13 protein-coding genes and 1 pseudogene are annotated in these 13,979 nt (G+C 39.3%); 10 read left to right on the top strand and 4 right to left on the bottom strand.

Annotated elements, in window-relative coordinates:
* Positions 1 to 11 precede the first annotated feature (11 nt).
* Entirely contained in the window at positions 12 to 806 is a 795-nt protein-coding gene (gene map, locus FD716_RS10315; RefSeq protein WP_139852269.1) for a type I methionyl aminopeptidase, read from the bottom strand.
* A gap of 332 nt (positions 807 to 1,138) precedes the next feature.
* Here map and brnQ point away from each other — a divergent pair, with 332 nt between their 5' ends.
* Both brnQ and FD716_RS10325 read left to right on the top strand, forming a co-directional pair.
* Positions 1,139 to 2,458, top strand: coding sequence for a branched-chain amino acid transport system II carrier protein (gene brnQ, locus FD716_RS10320; protein ID WP_139852270.1), 1,320 nt, complete (start codon positions 1,139 to 1,141; stop codon positions 2,456 to 2,458).
* A 322-nt stretch (positions 2,459 to 2,780) separates the two neighbouring features.
* On the top strand, positions 2,781 to 3,020 hold the full coding sequence (locus FD716_RS10325) for a hypothetical protein (protein WP_139852271.1): 240 nt from the start codon (positions 2,781 to 2,783) through the stop codon (positions 3,018 to 3,020).
* Positions 3,021 to 3,239: 219 nt separating this feature from the next.
* On the opposite strand, the gene FD716_RS10330 is transcribed toward FD716_RS10325, so the two are convergent.
* Positions 3,240 to 3,704, bottom strand: coding sequence for a hypothetical protein (locus FD716_RS10330; RefSeq protein ID WP_139852272.1), 465 nt, complete (start codon positions 3,702 to 3,704; stop codon positions 3,240 to 3,242).
* Positions 3,705 to 3,831: 127 nt separating this feature from the next.
* Here FD716_RS10330 and FD716_RS10335 point away from each other — a divergent pair, with 127 nt between their 5' ends.
* Positions 3,832 to 4,710, top strand: a complete 879-nt coding sequence (locus FD716_RS10335; protein ID WP_139852273.1) for an alpha/beta hydrolase family protein — start codon at positions 3,832 to 3,834, stop codon at positions 4,708 to 4,710.
* Between the two features lie 60 nt (positions 4,711 to 4,770).
* On the opposite strand, the gene FD716_RS10340 is transcribed toward FD716_RS10335, so the two are convergent.
* Entirely contained in the window at positions 4,771 to 5,697 is a 927-nt protein-coding gene (locus FD716_RS10340; RefSeq protein WP_139852274.1) for a LysR substrate-binding domain-containing protein, read from the bottom strand.
* 89 nt (positions 5,698 to 5,786) lie between these two features.
* Here FD716_RS10340 and FD716_RS19425 point away from each other — a divergent pair.
* Together FD716_RS19425 and FD716_RS10355 are read left to right on the top strand one after the other, a co-directional pair.
* A pseudogene (locus tag FD716_RS19425) lies at positions 5,787 to 6,244 on the top strand (DMT family transporter).
* Positions 6,245 to 7,088: 844 nt separating this feature from the next.
* Positions 7,089 to 7,553 (top strand): MarR family winged helix-turn-helix transcriptional regulator, encoded by a 465-nt coding sequence (locus tag FD716_RS10355; RefSeq protein ID WP_139852277.1) that lies wholly within the window; start codon positions 7,089 to 7,091, stop codon positions 7,551 to 7,553.
* A gap of 161 nt (positions 7,554 to 7,714) precedes the next feature.
* Here the strand turns inward: FD716_RS10355 and mnmG are convergent, their stop codons facing one another.
* Entirely contained in the window at positions 7,715 to 9,595 is a 1,881-nt protein-coding gene (gene mnmG, locus FD716_RS10360; RefSeq protein ID WP_139852278.1) for a tRNA uridine-5-carboxymethylaminomethyl(34) synthesis enzyme MnmG, read from the bottom strand.
* A 264-nt stretch (positions 9,596 to 9,859) separates the two neighbouring features.
* On the opposite strand from mnmG, the gene FD716_RS10365 reads away from it, so the two are divergent.
* The 5 genes from FD716_RS10365 to fis all read left to right on the top strand — a co-directional run bounded on the left by FD716_RS10365 (position 9,860) and on the right by fis (position 13,904).
* Entirely contained in the window at positions 9,860 to 10,204 is a 345-nt protein-coding gene (locus FD716_RS10365) for a hypothetical protein (protein ID WP_139852279.1), read from the top strand.
* A gap of 298 nt (positions 10,205 to 10,502) precedes the next feature.
* Positions 10,503 to 11,405 (top strand): bile acid:sodium symporter family protein, encoded by a 903-nt coding sequence (locus FD716_RS10370; protein ID WP_139852280.1) that lies wholly within the window; start codon positions 10,503 to 10,505, stop codon positions 11,403 to 11,405.
* Between the two features lie 83 nt (positions 11,406 to 11,488).
* Complete coding sequence (gene prmA / locus FD716_RS10375; protein ID WP_139852281.1) at positions 11,489 to 12,385, top strand: 50S ribosomal protein L11 methyltransferase; 897 nt, start codon at positions 11,489 to 11,491, stop codon at positions 12,383 to 12,385.
* 21 nt (positions 12,386 to 12,406) lie between these two features.
* Positions 12,407 to 13,270: a DUF3426 domain-containing protein gene (locus FD716_RS10380; RefSeq protein ID WP_139853663.1), complete on the top strand. Its 864-nt coding sequence runs from the start codon at positions 12,407 to 12,409 to the stop codon at positions 13,268 to 13,270.
* A gap of 364 nt (positions 13,271 to 13,634) precedes the next feature.
* The gene (fis, locus tag FD716_RS10385) at positions 13,635 to 13,904 is read left to right on the top strand and encodes a DNA-binding transcriptional regulator Fis (RefSeq protein WP_001086304.1); all 270 of its coding nucleotides are present in this window, start codon (positions 13,635 to 13,637) and stop codon (positions 13,902 to 13,904) included.
* Positions 13,905 to 13,979: the final 75 nt, after the last annotated feature.

A 13,979-nucleotide genomic window follows, 5' to 3' on the forward strand; every position in this document is an offset into this window, starting at 1 on the left:
CACAAGATCACTTAGATTGCTGGATAATGCCCTGTACCTTCAGGCCATGGTGAGAGTAACTCAAATCCAGTTTCTGTGACTGCAACCATGTGTTCCCATTGAGCAGATAAAGAACCATCGCGGGTAACTACAGTCCAACCATCTTTCAGCTCTTTCACGCCAGCCTTACCTAAATTCACCATTGGCTCAATGGTGAATACCATGCCCGTTTTTAAGACTAAGCCGGTACCGCACTGTCCATAATGCAAAATATCGGGTTGCTCATGATAAACCTTGCCAATACCATGACCACAGTATTCTCGAACAATACTATAACCTTCTGCTTGCGCAACACTTTGAATGGCAAAACCAATATCACCCAATGTCGCACCAGGTTTTACGGCATGGATCCCAGCACGCATTGCAGCATAGGTGGTTTCAACGAGTTTAGTGGCTTCTGCACTAGCAGCGCCCACATAATACATGCGACTGGTATCCCCAAAATAACCGTCTTTAATAATGGCAACATCAATATTCAAAATATCGCCATCTTGTAAAATACTGTCTTTCGAAGGAATACCATGACAAACCACTTGGTTTGGAGAAATGCAGGTGGTTTTGGTAAAGCCATGATAGCCAACATTGGCTGGAATCACCTTTAAGGTATTCACAATATAGTCATTGCAAATATCATCTAAATATTCAGTACTTACTCCAGCTTTCACATAAGGACCGATCATTTCAAGCACTTGTGCAGCCAATCGCCCTGAAATACGCAATTTTTTAATATCATCTTCTGTTTTTATTGTCACGCGAGTAGCACGCATTAAATTCCCCTTAATCTTATTTCGCAAAAAGTAATATGAAAGTCATATATTTCAATCCTTCATCATACTCCTTTGAAAATAAGAAGCAAAATACACTTGTATTACATCACCTTCCTTCATTGTTTTGGATTTAAATCGGCAATTTTTAAGATTACCATCAACCATGGGATGGCCATTCTTTTTTAGCAATGCATGCTATTTAACCATTTACAGTAGAATTCTTGGGATACAAGGCTTTTATATAAAAAATCGGAATATGATTGATAAAATAAAATACCAATCTATGCGTAATTCAACTAAAATCGACGCTTTTGTAATATTCACACTGTTGTATGACTACTCTTCGTTTAAGAGATATTATTGCACTGGGTTTTATGACCTTTGCCCTCTTCATTGGGGCTGGCAATATTATCTTCCCACCTATTGTTGCGCAACAAGCCGGTGATCAGGTTTGGTATGCCGCATTCGGTTTTCTCATCACCGCTGTTGGTTTACCCGTACTCACCATTATTGCGTTGTCTAGAACTGAAGGTTCAATCGCCATTTTAAGCGCACCACTTGGTAAAGTTGCCAGTTTAATTCTAACTGTCGTCTGCTATTTATCTGTGGGACCCTTATTTGCTATCCCGCGCACAGCCACCGTTTCTTATGAAATCGGTTTCTCGCAAATGGCGGCCTCCTATTTCAGCAATGAGCACTACAGTATTTTAATTTACAGCATCATTTATTTTGCTGTAGTGACTGTCGTCTCTCTCTACCCCAATAAATTACTGGACAGTATTGGGAGTGTCTTAGCGCCACTAAAAATTATTGCACTTGCCATTCTTGGTATTGCAGCCTTTATGATTCCTGCAATGGATATCTCACCTGCGATTGGTAAATATCAAAGTTCACCGATTTCTGAAGGTTTCGTTAGTGGCTATTTGACCATGGATACTTTGGGCGCACTGGTTTTTGGTATTGTCATTATCCATGCGATTCATTCTCGTGGCGTAACCAACCAAAAGTTGATTATTAAATATGCACTGATTGCCAGTATTATTTCAGGTATCGGCCTAACACTCGTTTATCTCAGTCTCTTTAAATTAGGTTCAGGCAGCCATGAAATTGCAGCCAATGCACAAAATGGTGCTGTGATTTTACATGCTTATGTAGAACATGCCTTTGGTGCGAGTGGTTCAATCTTTTTAGCGATTATGATTTTCTTGGCATGTATTGTCACCGCAATTGGTTTGACCTGTGCATGTGCAGAATATTTCTCTGGCCTCACCGGCATTCCCTATAAAGTTTTAGTCTTTGTATTTGTTATTTTTTCCTTACTGATTTCAAACTTAGGTTTGACTAAATTGATTGCCGTCTCTGAGCCGGTACTTTCTGCAATTTACCCCCCTGCAATCGTTGTGATTTTACTGAGCTTTTTGGCCAAGTATTTCAAGCGACCGCACTCTATCTTTGCACCCGTCACTGGCGTTGCATTTATATTCGGGATTATTGAGGGAATAAAAGTCACGCAGTTTAATTCGATCTTGCCACAGTTTCTAAATAATCTTCCACTCAGCCAACAAAATTTGGCTTGGCTGTTACCCACCGTCATCATATTTTGTATCTGCATTACCCTCGATAAGTTCACAAATTGTGAAAAATCGAACTAAGCTTTGAATTGAGAAATTTAAATTCTTTTTTATCCAAATAGAATTTATGCGTAACAATATTAGCGTATTTTACCCAAATACACTTTTATTGCTTACATCAACCCCAGCTCAAAGCCTTATCACGACAACATCTAACCTTAAAAATAAAGAATAATCATATTTTTAAAATAAATGTACTTTTGCATCATATATTTCAATATTGTCATAAATATTTAACATTAGAATGTTAATGCGCTTGCATTCCTCTAGTAGAAGAGGTACAAATGGATACTTCAAAGACCATAACAATAGTGTTTTGTCGCGAATGACAGGAGGTATGGAGATGTTTTCACTACATTTCGACAAGCAAGTCTTCATTAATTCTTTGAAGGCAAATAAAAATTTAGTTACTTATATGAGTACCACTTTTGCACTGATGCTAACGCTCATGCTGCATGGTCTTATACAAGGTGACTTGAAACTCGAATATTTCGCTTATGCTTTAATTGTATCTGTCGCATTTTTCCTATGGGCAGTCATTGATAGCCGCTATCGAAAACAACACTGTGAATTTCTAGATTAGAAGGTGGATGACCATGTCATCCATCTTAGTTAAAAACCACCACCATAATAGAAAAATAATAAACCAAGCAACTCTTATATTTAAACTTTATTTTCACTTTTTACAATCTCATACTTTGCATTCAAGTCCATTTAATTTAAAAATAAAATTGAGTTCTCCCTCATTGTGTTTTCATTTCTGTTTTCTTGGATTGAAATTCCAAGTGCAGTAGATTCCACATCAATACATAAAACTGTAGATCGTGCCAAGTAACAATCCCGCTGTCGCAAGTAATTCGCCCACAATCAATAACAACATTGCCGAGGTTAATATCCAACTCGGTAAGTGCCATTTACCCAATTGATTTGGCTGCTTAAATTGGTTATTGGTGTCTTTAAGACAACCATGCAACACATAGCTCAAGATTGCAAAGCTAAAAAACAACACATTAATAAGAATAAAGATTAAATTAACGCGCTCAGACCAGGCTGAAAAATAGGCCAGCACAGCCAAAATCAAAGTAGCAGGTGCATATAACAAACTACTGCGATGTGCAATATCGACATAGTAATGCGCTCGACCAGATACCGAAGTACGAATTTGCGCATACTTCCACACCCCGGTCAGCATGCCAACCCACAAATAAACCCCACTAAAGGCAATAGCAAGCTTAACCGAAAAAGGTATTGCATCTACAAACAACATAACTGAATCTTCCTTAATTTATACTTCGGCATTTTTGCCTGGTGTATGACTTTTCAGTCATAGAATACATGAGTTTCTTTTTGGAACTTAGGTAAAGTACTGGCAGTACCTTAATTAAGCAAGAATTATGAAAAAGTTCGAACCGATTAATATCACCTGTAAAGATGGTTACCAGCTGAGTGGCCAGTATTATTCAGCCAATCCACTAGCACAGTCTGCTCAAACGCAATCCCACCCAATCCTCATTTGCCCTGCCACAGGTATTACCAAAGTATTTTATAATGCCTTTGCCGAATGGTTAACCGATCAAGGCTTTAATGTATTGAGCTTCGATTTTCGTGGTATTGGCGAATCACTGCATGGTGCACTCAAAAATAGTACGGCCAGCATTCAAGACTGGGGCCAACTCGATATTCCAGCCGCGATCGAAACGCTATTAAACAAAACTCAAGCTGAAAAAGTTATTCTGATTGGGCATAGCGCTGGCGGGCAATTATTGGGTATTGCCCCCAATCATAAAAAAGTTGCGCGTGTCATTGGTGTCTCTTGTTCAACGGGTTATTTAAAAGGCTTAAAAGGTCGCACCAAATTCCTCGGCCCTGTGATGTTTAACGTTATTTTTCCTATTTCCAGTTTACTTAAAGGCTATGGTGCGACTAAATTTATCGGTATGGGTGAAAACTTACCCAAACAAGTCGCCAAACAATGGGCCCAATTTTGTGGTCAACCTGGTTATGTAACCAATGCCATTGGAAAAACCATTTTCGAAGATTTTCATCATGAGATTCAATGTCCAATCACCGTATATTGGAGCTCGGACGATCAAATTGCAACTGAAGCTAATGTCAAAGACCTGCTTAGTCTATATCCAAATGCAAACACTCAAATGCATGAGCTTAAACCAAATCAACTAGGCTTTGCACAGATTGGGCATATGCTGATGTTTAAAAAATCGCATAACCAGATTTGGCCACTGATTACACAGGAGATCCTGAGCCAAGCCTAAACAGACCATGCCGCAGAAAATAGCTTAGCCTTTCAAGGACATCAGCTTGAAAGGCTCTATTTAACAATCATCCATCCGACTTTCACTTTGCATCAGCGTCTGAATTACGCCAAGCAACCATTGTAATGCTGGATCAGAATCTTTATTTCGATGCCAAATCATACTGAAATCAAATTGAGGAATTGAAAGTGGTGGAGTGAAGCATGTCAATTGCTTTGGAAATCTGCCAGTCTGAATGGTTTTTTCGGCTACCGTTAAAATCAAATCAGTCCCCAATAAGACCTCAGCGGCCACACTCCAATGTGGCAATATCAAGTGTATATTGCGCTGCCTTCCTATTTCGGCCAGTACTCGATCGATTTCATCTGCAGCAAAAGTCTGTACTGCAACCAAAATATGCGGATAATTCAACCAAGTATCCAGATCTAAAGTTGCTGCTTCTCCTAAAAACTGACGATCCATCACACTGATAAACCGCTCTTTGAATAGAATTTTTTGCTGTATATATTTAGGTCGTGCCTGATTAAACACCCCAAAGGCTAAATCCAACTGCCCTTCAATGACCTGTTCCATCATCATGCGCCTACTCAGCTGTACAACCTCAATTTTAATATGTGGTGCATATTGACGAATAATTGGCAATAACTTGGTCAATATCACGCTACTGCCATAATCCGACATTGCCAATCGAAAACGACGTTGAGATGCCTCTGGTTTAAACTCTTGATCTAAAATAAGCTGCTGAATATTCTCAAGTATATTTTTTACAGCCATTTTCATTTGTGTCGCTTTTGGACTTAAACACAATCCACGGCCTTCTCTTAACAACAACTGGTCGTTAAAAACAATTCTAAGTTTGGCTAAATCATGACTTAAAGCTGGCTGACTCTTATTCAAGCGCTCAGCAGCACGGGTTAAATGTGGATCGCTCAGTAAGGCATCCAAACTCAACAACAAGTTGAGGTCTAACCGTCTTAATTCATTCATTATACGAATAGCAAATTATCAAAACTAGAATTTCTATTATAAATATGAATAGCGGAAAATCATAACAATACTATTAGAGCACGATCATTATGAAAGGTTATATTTTGATTTTCTTTGCCTTACTCTCAGGATTTGTCGTTCCGATTCAATCTGCGACCAATAGTTATTTGGCAAAAGCATTGGCAAACCCATTTCTAAGCACATTCGTTTCTTTAGTGGTTAGTCTTGCAGTCATACTACCAATTTTATTACTTAACAAAGCACAGCTTCCGAGCCTCAATACTTGGAGCGCGCCCCTGCATGGTCTTGGATTGGTGGCATAATGGGTGTCATATTTATTAGTTCTGCACTAATTTTATCGCCGAAACTTGGAGTTAATACCTTTATTGCTTGTGTGATTTTAGGTCAACTGTTTAGCTCAATGATGATCGATAAATTTGGCTTATTCCATATGCCTATACAGGACATCTCAATGACCAGAATTCTGAGCTTAGTATTAATTACAGGCGGTGTATTGCTTAACTTTATGAGTAAATCGAGCAGATAAACAGGCTGCGGGCTATTTCAAATAAGTCAATTTAGGCAATAGTCCGCCTGCATATCGTGTGCTTTTCAAACAGATCAAACTACATCAGGAGAATAAGCAAACTTTAGAAATATTTTATTACATTTTTCAATAAATATATTATGTAATAGTTACATTCTAAAACAATAAAATAAATACATGTTTTACCACATTTTTTTAAACGGTCCCTACGTGTCTTTATTTTTTAATAAAATTTGAAAATACAGTAAAAGTTGCCCCCCCAGTCCCCCTGAACAATCATTTTATTCACCTAAATATTAGCCCAGCTATTTCCACAGAAAGCCTATTTTATAAACCTAGCCAATCAAAAAAAACCATTCCTCTACCCGCTTTAATCACCATCTCAACTGGAAATAAGATAACCAATCACAATTCACTTATATGCAGCAAAAGTGCACAGCGCATAATAGATATGAATCATTAAGCGGTGAAAATCGATCACGAATGCGCTTTTAATCAATATCAAATTCAACGCATAGCAACCCAATAGCATCAAACAAAACAGTTATGTTATTTAGCCAGATGAATGCTTAAGTTAATCCCGATCAAAATGCATAACACCTCAGCACAAGACCTATTCAGCACAACGAAAAATAGTCGATTTATGCATGCAGGAAAAGCCGATTACTGCATCAAAAAAAGTTACATATTGTCGCGACTCAACAACCTAGCTTCATTTGACGGCAAAGAAAATTTACGATAAATTTCCCTTGTTTTTTACTCATTTTAATGAGCGCTTGATTTATCTATTTAATTTACAATATTATCAAGTTTCAATGATAATTAAAAAAACAGGCACGACTCGATGACCAAGAAATTTGCGAAATTTTTACCTTCGGCGGAAGATTTCAATATTGAGAATTTCCCCTATTATTGGATTACTCAAGTCCATGCACAATATGTGTTAAATGTTGATCATGTACTGAAAAAATACGGCGTAGATAACTCTAGAAGACGTCTATTGGTAACCCTTAAAGCCAAACCACATGCAAGTGTTTCAGAGCTTTCCGAGTTAATTGTTTCTAAGATGTCAACCACAACTAAAATCGTTTATCGGCTAAAAGAAGAAGGTTTTGTTGATACATATTCTTGTGAAAATGATGCGCGTATTACCCGTGTTTTTCTCACAGAAGCAGGCATTGCAATGACCCAAAAAATCTATGATCTAATGTCAGTGGTATTAGAACAATCTTTTGATGGCCTAACCCCATTACAAATTGAGAAAATGATGGAAAACTTAAAACATATGTTTAAGAACCTTGCCCATTAAATTAATCGCGTGATCGCAGCCATATCCCGACACAGATGATCAAGACATAAATGAGCTTTAAAATATCCTCATGGTGCTGCGTATCCCAAGAAAAAGCCCTAAATAGTTTAGGGCTTTTTCTATATTAACTCTCTTTTGGTTAGCAACCATAAAAGAGGAAGCTAAGCACTTTTCTTGGCGGCATGTTGCTTACGAATCATGACCATAATCACTTGGACTGCAGCCGGTGTCACACCAGGAATACGCCCCGCTTGTGCCAAGGTTTCTGGATAAACCGCTTTTAATTTCTGGGTAATTTCACGTGACAAGCCTGAAATGTTGTCATAATCAAAGTCTGTCGGAATTTTAGTTTCCTCTAGACGTTTTAACTGTGCAACATCTTCATGCTGACGATGAATATAACCTTCATATTTCACCGAAATCTCAATTTGCTCGCCCACTTGTGCGGAAACTTCAGAACCTGTTAGCGCTGCAATTTCTGTAAAATGAACATTCGGACGTTTGAGTAAATCAATTGCACTACATTCTTTACTTAAGTCAGCACCCGTCATTTCTACAAACTTTTTACCCATTGGGTTGTTTGGTGCCGCCCATAGATGTTGTAAACGTGCTGTCTCTCGCTCAACCGCTTCCATTTTTTCGCTATAAGCCGCCCAACGCTGGTCATCAACCAAACCAAGTTCACGACCAATCGCAGTCAAACGTTGATCTGCATTGTCTTCACGCAACATCAAACGATATTCTGCACGTGAGGTAAACATCCGATAGGGTTCTTTGGTCCCTAGCGTAATCAAGTCATCAACCAACACGCCCATATAGGCTTCATCTCGTTTTGGTGTCCATTGTTCTTGATCCCATGCACGACGGGCGGCGTTCAAACCAGCCAAGACCCCTTGCGCACCGGCTTCTTCATAACCTGTGGTGCCATTAATTTGACCAGCAAAGTAAAGGTTTTGAATCGCTTTGGTTTCCAAGGTAAATTTCAGTGCTTGTGGATTGAAATAATCATATTCAATCGCATAGCCCGGTCTTAAAATGTGTGCATTTTCCATACCGCGGATTGAACGCACCAACTCGAACTGCACATCAAAAGGCAATGAAGTCGAAATACCATTCGGATAAAGTTCGTGTGTATCTAAACCCTCTGGCTCTAAAAAGATTTGATGTGAATTTTTATCTGAAAAACGATGAATTTTATCTTCAATTGATGGGCAATAACGCGGACCAACGCCTTCGATCACCCCGGTATACATGGGTGAGCGGTCTAAGCCACCACGAATAATTTCATGGGTCTGCTCGTTGGTATGCGTAATATAACAGTTGATTTGCTCGGGATGCATACTCACATCACCCAAGAACGACATGGTCGGAGATGGGAAATCACCTGGCTGTGGCGTCATGACTGAGAAATCTACTGAGCGTGCATCGATTCGAGGTGGTGTACCCGTTTTCAAACGACCGACCGGAAGATTTAATTCTCTTAAACGATCTGCTAATGCAATTGACGGTGGATCACCAGCACGACCACCACGCGACTGCTCCAAACCAACGTGGATAATTCCACCAAGGAAAGTACCTGTGGTTAAAACCACTGTTTTTGCGTCAAAATGGATGCCCATTTGGGTAACAACACCCTTAACGGTATCACCTTCTACAATGAGGTCATCTGCAGACTGTTGAAATATATCTAGGTTTTTTTGATTTTCCAACGTATAACGAATTGCAGCTTTAAAGCGTACACGATCAGCCTGAGCACGTGTTGCACGTACTGCCGCACCTTTACGTGAATTTAATATTCGAAATTGAATCCCACTTTTATCGGCAGCCAATGCCATTGCACCACCTAAAGCATCAATTTCGCGGACCAGATGAGATTTTCCGATTCCACCAATTGCTGGGTTACAACTCATCTGCCCCAAAGTTTCAATGTTATGCGTCAAGAGCAATGTCTGTCGCCCCATGCGCGCTGCTGCTAATGCAGCTTCAGTACCTGCGTGACCGCCACCGATAACAATGACATCATAAACTTTAGGATAATGCATAATTCTGAGACAAAAAGAAGAGACGAAAAATTATAGCAAATCTTTAGATTGATGTAGAGCAGAACCTCAGCCAAATTCATAGCGGCAACAAAACAAAATCTCTCACTAAACAATCAGAACTTTATTACTCTGTAATTAAATATTACTTTTTTGTATATAAAATCAACAATAGTTGAGCAAAATTTACTTAATCGACACTGTTTTATGGCTTACGAATTTCTAGACTGTTTATGCAATTACATCATAAACATAGGAATATATACCATGAATATAAGAATCATATTGCCTGCTTTACTGTTCACCCTTGGATTAAGTACTTTTGCCCAAGCAAATGACAATGTGAATCAAATCTACAATGCTCAGAAATACCAACAAGTCTGTAAAGGCAAGACTGAAGGTGCGGCTGTGAGCTTTACTTACAAAGGGGTACTTTGGAATGGAACTTGCCAACCTCAGTTCTTTGCAACCAAAAGTTCAGTCCTGAAAGGCGATGAAAAAGAATTGAATTCAATTTGCAAATCAGATCCTAAATCAAAGTCAATTAACATCGAAGGGGTCGACATTAAAGGACAATGTGCATTGGGCTTCTCGCCACCACAACCACGTTAGTCTGACTGCATCGCCCCCATTAATCTGGCGCGATCTTTACTACTTCCCAGAAAAACAAATCAAAGCAGCCATCTCAGGCTGCTTTTTTGTGCTTTAGCGACTGAGTTCTTGCTTCTTTCAATAACTCAATTATATTCAATAATAATCTCACCTAAACTTCTTTTATAAACATCTAAATTATCTGATATTTCTTCTGCAATCGTCAGACATTCGTATTTAGAGTTAATCGATGCCTTGTAAAAGAAAACCAAGTGAGATCATTTTTAATTGCATATAAAAAACACATAAGGAAGCGACCATGGATTCAGGGATCATTACCATATTTTTACCACTTGCATTGGCTATTATTATGGCGGGGCTAGGCTTAGAGCTTCGCCCCAAAGATTTTGCACGTGTCACACAACACCCCAAAGCAGTTATTTTAGCTTTGCTCTGTCAGCTGGTCGTGCTAACCAGTATTGCCTTCCTGATTTGTAAGCTACTGGCTCTTCCGCCATTGTTAGCCGTTGGATTAATGTTACTTGCGGCATCCCCAGGTGGGCCAACCGCCAACTTATTCAGTTATCTCTATAAAGGTGATATTGCCTTAAATATTACCTTAACAGCGGTGAATTCAGTGATTGCTGCATTTACCCTCCCCTTAATTGTGAATTTCGCAATTGCACATTTCATCCAAGATGGCCAACACGTGGGCTTACAGTTCTCTAAAATTTTACAGGTATTTTTGATTATTCTAATTCCGGTGGGCATCGGGATGTTAGTACGCCGCTATGCAGAGAATGTAGCAGAACGTCTTAACAAACCGGTTCGTATTTTTGCTGTGGTTTTTCTCATTCTGATTATTATTGCTGCAGTCCTAAAAGAACGTCATAACATGATGGCCTATATTGGTCAGGTCGGTATTGCAACGCTACTCTTCTGTATTGTAAGTTTAACGATTGGCTATTTCGTGCCACGTTTATTTGGAATTCCCGCTTTTCAAGCTAAGGCTTGCGCCTTTGAAATTGGGATACATAACAGCACTTTAGCCATGACCATAGCCTTGACTGTGATTGCGATTCCAGCCGTTGCCATGCCGGCAGCCATCTATTCCATGTTTATGTATATATTCGCAGCGATCTTTGGGACATTAATCAACCGCTTTAGCGCAGGTGATGAAAATCTCGCTGAGCTCACGCCCCCAACATCCGCGCAAGGCTAAGCAACTTATTAACATTTATGCACGTAACGGAATTTATTCCGTTACAATGCATAGCGATATAGTCATAAGATTGGATTTTAGTTGTGAAGTGGTTACAAATTCATATTACAGTTGATCAAGCTCAGGTTGAATTCACAGAAACCCTGCTCAGCTCTTTAGGCGCCGTCAGTGTGACATTGGACGATGCCGAAAATCAGGATTTACTTGAACCGTTACCAGGTGAAACACCGCTCTGGAATAAAGTCATTGTGACTGGCATCTACGCCCAAGAAGATGATGAGCAACTTGATGTTGCCGCCTTAGAAACATTTATTACAGCACAAATGCCAAATACGCCAATTCGCAGCGAATTCTTAGAAGATCAAGTCTGGGAACGCTCATGGATGGATTATTATGAGCCAATTCAAATTGGTGAGAAATTCTGGATTGTTCCTGAATGGTTAGAACCACCTGAATCTGATGCAGTAAATATCAAACTTGATCCAGGCTTGGCCTTTGGTACGGGTAATCATGCCAGTACTTTCCTTTGCCTACAGTGGTTAGGTAAAACAGACTTAAAAGACAAAGTCGTCATCGATTATGGATGTGGTTCAGGTATTTTAGGCGTTGCTGCATTATTATTGGGTGCGAAAAAAGTGTATGCCACCGATATTGACCCACAAGCTGTCTTAGCCACCCGTCAAAATGCCGAACTGAATGGCGTATTAGATGGCTTATTCGTCGATTTACCTGAAGCATTTAATCTTGCCTTTGCAGCCCAGCAAGCCGATGTACTGGTTGCAAATATTTTAGCTGGTCCACTCATGGCTTTGGCAGAAGATTTCTCCACGCTCATCAAGCCACAAGCTGAGTTTGCTTTAGCGGGTGTAATCGAAGAGCAAGTGGAAGATGTTTCCAAAGTCTATTCGCAATTCTTTGAAGTGTTAGACGTTGAAAAACGTGAAGAAAACTGGTGCCGTATCTCTGGTAAGCGTTTATAACCGAGGACATCTACTTTTCGTATGAATAAACAAACCCGCTGCCCAAGCTGCCATCGCATATATAAAGTCACTGTTCCTCAGCTGACTGTGGCACAGGGCATGGTTTGTTGCGAGAAGTGCGATCATAACTTTAATGCTTTATTAAATTTGCTGAGTGACTCAGATCCAAATTTAAATGATGACATTCAAAATACACTACAACATAAAAAATCTTTTTTAAATCGCCCATCGCAAACGATGCAGCGCTCTGCGCCACAGGATTTAGAAATTTTTACCCGCATGGTTCAACATTCCAACTTAGACCTGCGCCATTATTTAAATCAAATCAATTATCGTGACCACCAAACTGTTGATTATTTTCCGACACTCAGCTTGTCTTCAAAGCCAAAAGCGAGAACCAAGAAAATAAAACAACCTCGTCCACTACGCTATTATTTGGCATGGGGACTGATTAATTTTTGCTTATTGTTGCTGTTGCTGTTTCAAATCATCTGGTTCAACCCCAGTATTATTGAACGTAATCCTGCACTAAATAGTTTATTTAATCGCAGCTGCGCTGTTTTACGTTGTGAAAACATAGATCAACGCTATCAACAGATTATAATTAAAGACCTCAGCATTAAGCCCGACTTATACAACCAAACTATTTTTACAGGTGAGCTCGTCAGCCACTACCCGAATAGTCTAAAACTGCCACTGCTTAAAGTTGTGTTTATAAAAGACAACCAAAAAATGAGCCAGACCTTTGTCTCTTCAGAATATTTAATTGAAAGCCTACATGGAATTACCCGAATTCCAACTGAGCAGCCTTATTCATTTAAATTGGTACTACCACACCGCTATGATGCAGCTGAACGCTATCAGATTTACTTAATTCACCCTTAGAATTAAAAAAAAGCGAAAAAAGTTAAAAAAAATGTAGTTTTCTTGCTCATTTTTTCCTAGACAATGGTATGATACGCGCCACGAAAGCTATGCCTCGTCAACTTTTCGCAATATCCCACAACAAATACTGTCTAATTTTGTGCTCTATATCCCAATATTGCGCAAGTAGCATTTTTTTTGTGTAAATAAGCGCTGTAACAAATATTAATTTTTTGTTACGCTTAAATTTCGTTCAGTTCGATGAGTTATGGCAAGCTAATTGTTCTAGCGTGAACTGTTTTAGGAACTAAAACAGTGCTCGGTTTTTACACACATTTATATGTTACTTTACCAAAGTAATATTTGATTTTTCGGATTAATTCGCATGAATAGCAAGTCTCCTATTTTTACTGCTCAATCTGATGTCGCTCTTCGTATTCACGTAGATCGCGCAGTTCGCCATTATTTTGCACAGCTTCAAGGTGAACAGCCTTCACAAGTGTATGACATGGTGTTAGCAGAGATGGAGAAACCTCTATTATCTGTTGTATTGGAATATACGCGTGGTAACCAAACTCGCGCTGCAGAAATTCTCGGACTTAATCGCGGTACGCTGCGTAAAAAGTTAAAAGCTCACGGTTTAATGAGTGAATAAATGCTAAGATGCTCACGCCTGTGGGCATTTTTTTTGCCTATCTGTTTCCAATCTGTAGACTCCAAACTGTTGACT

Source organism: Acinetobacter pullicarnis, from assembly GCF_006352475.1.
GTDB lineage: Bacteria > Pseudomonadota > Gammaproteobacteria > Pseudomonadales > Moraxellaceae > Acinetobacter > Acinetobacter pullicarnis.

Excerpts from the sequence above, each read along its gene's own strand:
- map (WP_139852269.1), bottom strand. The coding sequence starts at position 806 with ATGCGTGCTACTCGCGTGACAATAAAAACAGAAGATGATATTAAAAAA.
- FD716_RS10365 (WP_139852279.1), top strand. The coding sequence starts at position 9,860 with ATGAATATAAGAATCATATTGCCTGCTTTACTGTTCACCCTTGGATTA.
- FD716_RS10370 (WP_139852280.1), top strand. The coding sequence starts at position 10,503 with ATGGATTCAGGGATCATTACCATATTTTTACCACTTGCATTGGCTATT.
- FD716_RS10335 (WP_139852273.1), top strand. The coding sequence starts at position 3,832 with ATGAAAAAGTTCGAACCGATTAATATCACCTGTAAAGATGGTTACCAG.
- fis (WP_001086304.1), top strand. The coding sequence starts at position 13,635 with ATGAATAGCAAGTCTCCTATTTTTACTGCTCAATCTGATGTCGCTCTT.
- FD716_RS10340 (WP_139852274.1), bottom strand. The coding sequence starts at position 5,697 with ATGAATGAATTAAGACGGTTAGACCTCAACTTGTTGTTGAGTTTGGAT.
- FD716_RS10355 (WP_139852277.1), top strand. The coding sequence starts at position 7,089 with ATGACCAAGAAATTTGCGAAATTTTTACCTTCGGCGGAAGATTTCAAT.
- FD716_RS10325 (WP_139852271.1), top strand. The coding sequence starts at position 2,781 with ATGTTTTCACTACATTTCGACAAGCAAGTCTTCATTAATTCTTTGAAG.
- brnQ (WP_139852270.1), top strand. The coding sequence starts at position 1,139 with ATGACTACTCTTCGTTTAAGAGATATTATTGCACTGGGTTTTATGACC.
- FD716_RS10330 (WP_139852272.1), bottom strand. The coding sequence starts at position 3,704 with ATGTTGTTTGTAGATGCAATACCTTTTTCGGTTAAGCTTGCTATTGCC.
- mnmG (WP_139852278.1), bottom strand. The coding sequence starts at position 9,595 with ATGCATTATCCTAAAGTTTATGATGTCATTGTTATCGGTGGCGGTCAC.
- FD716_RS10380 (WP_139853663.1), top strand. The coding sequence starts at position 12,407 with ATGAATAAACAAACCCGCTGCCCAAGCTGCCATCGCATATATAAAGTC.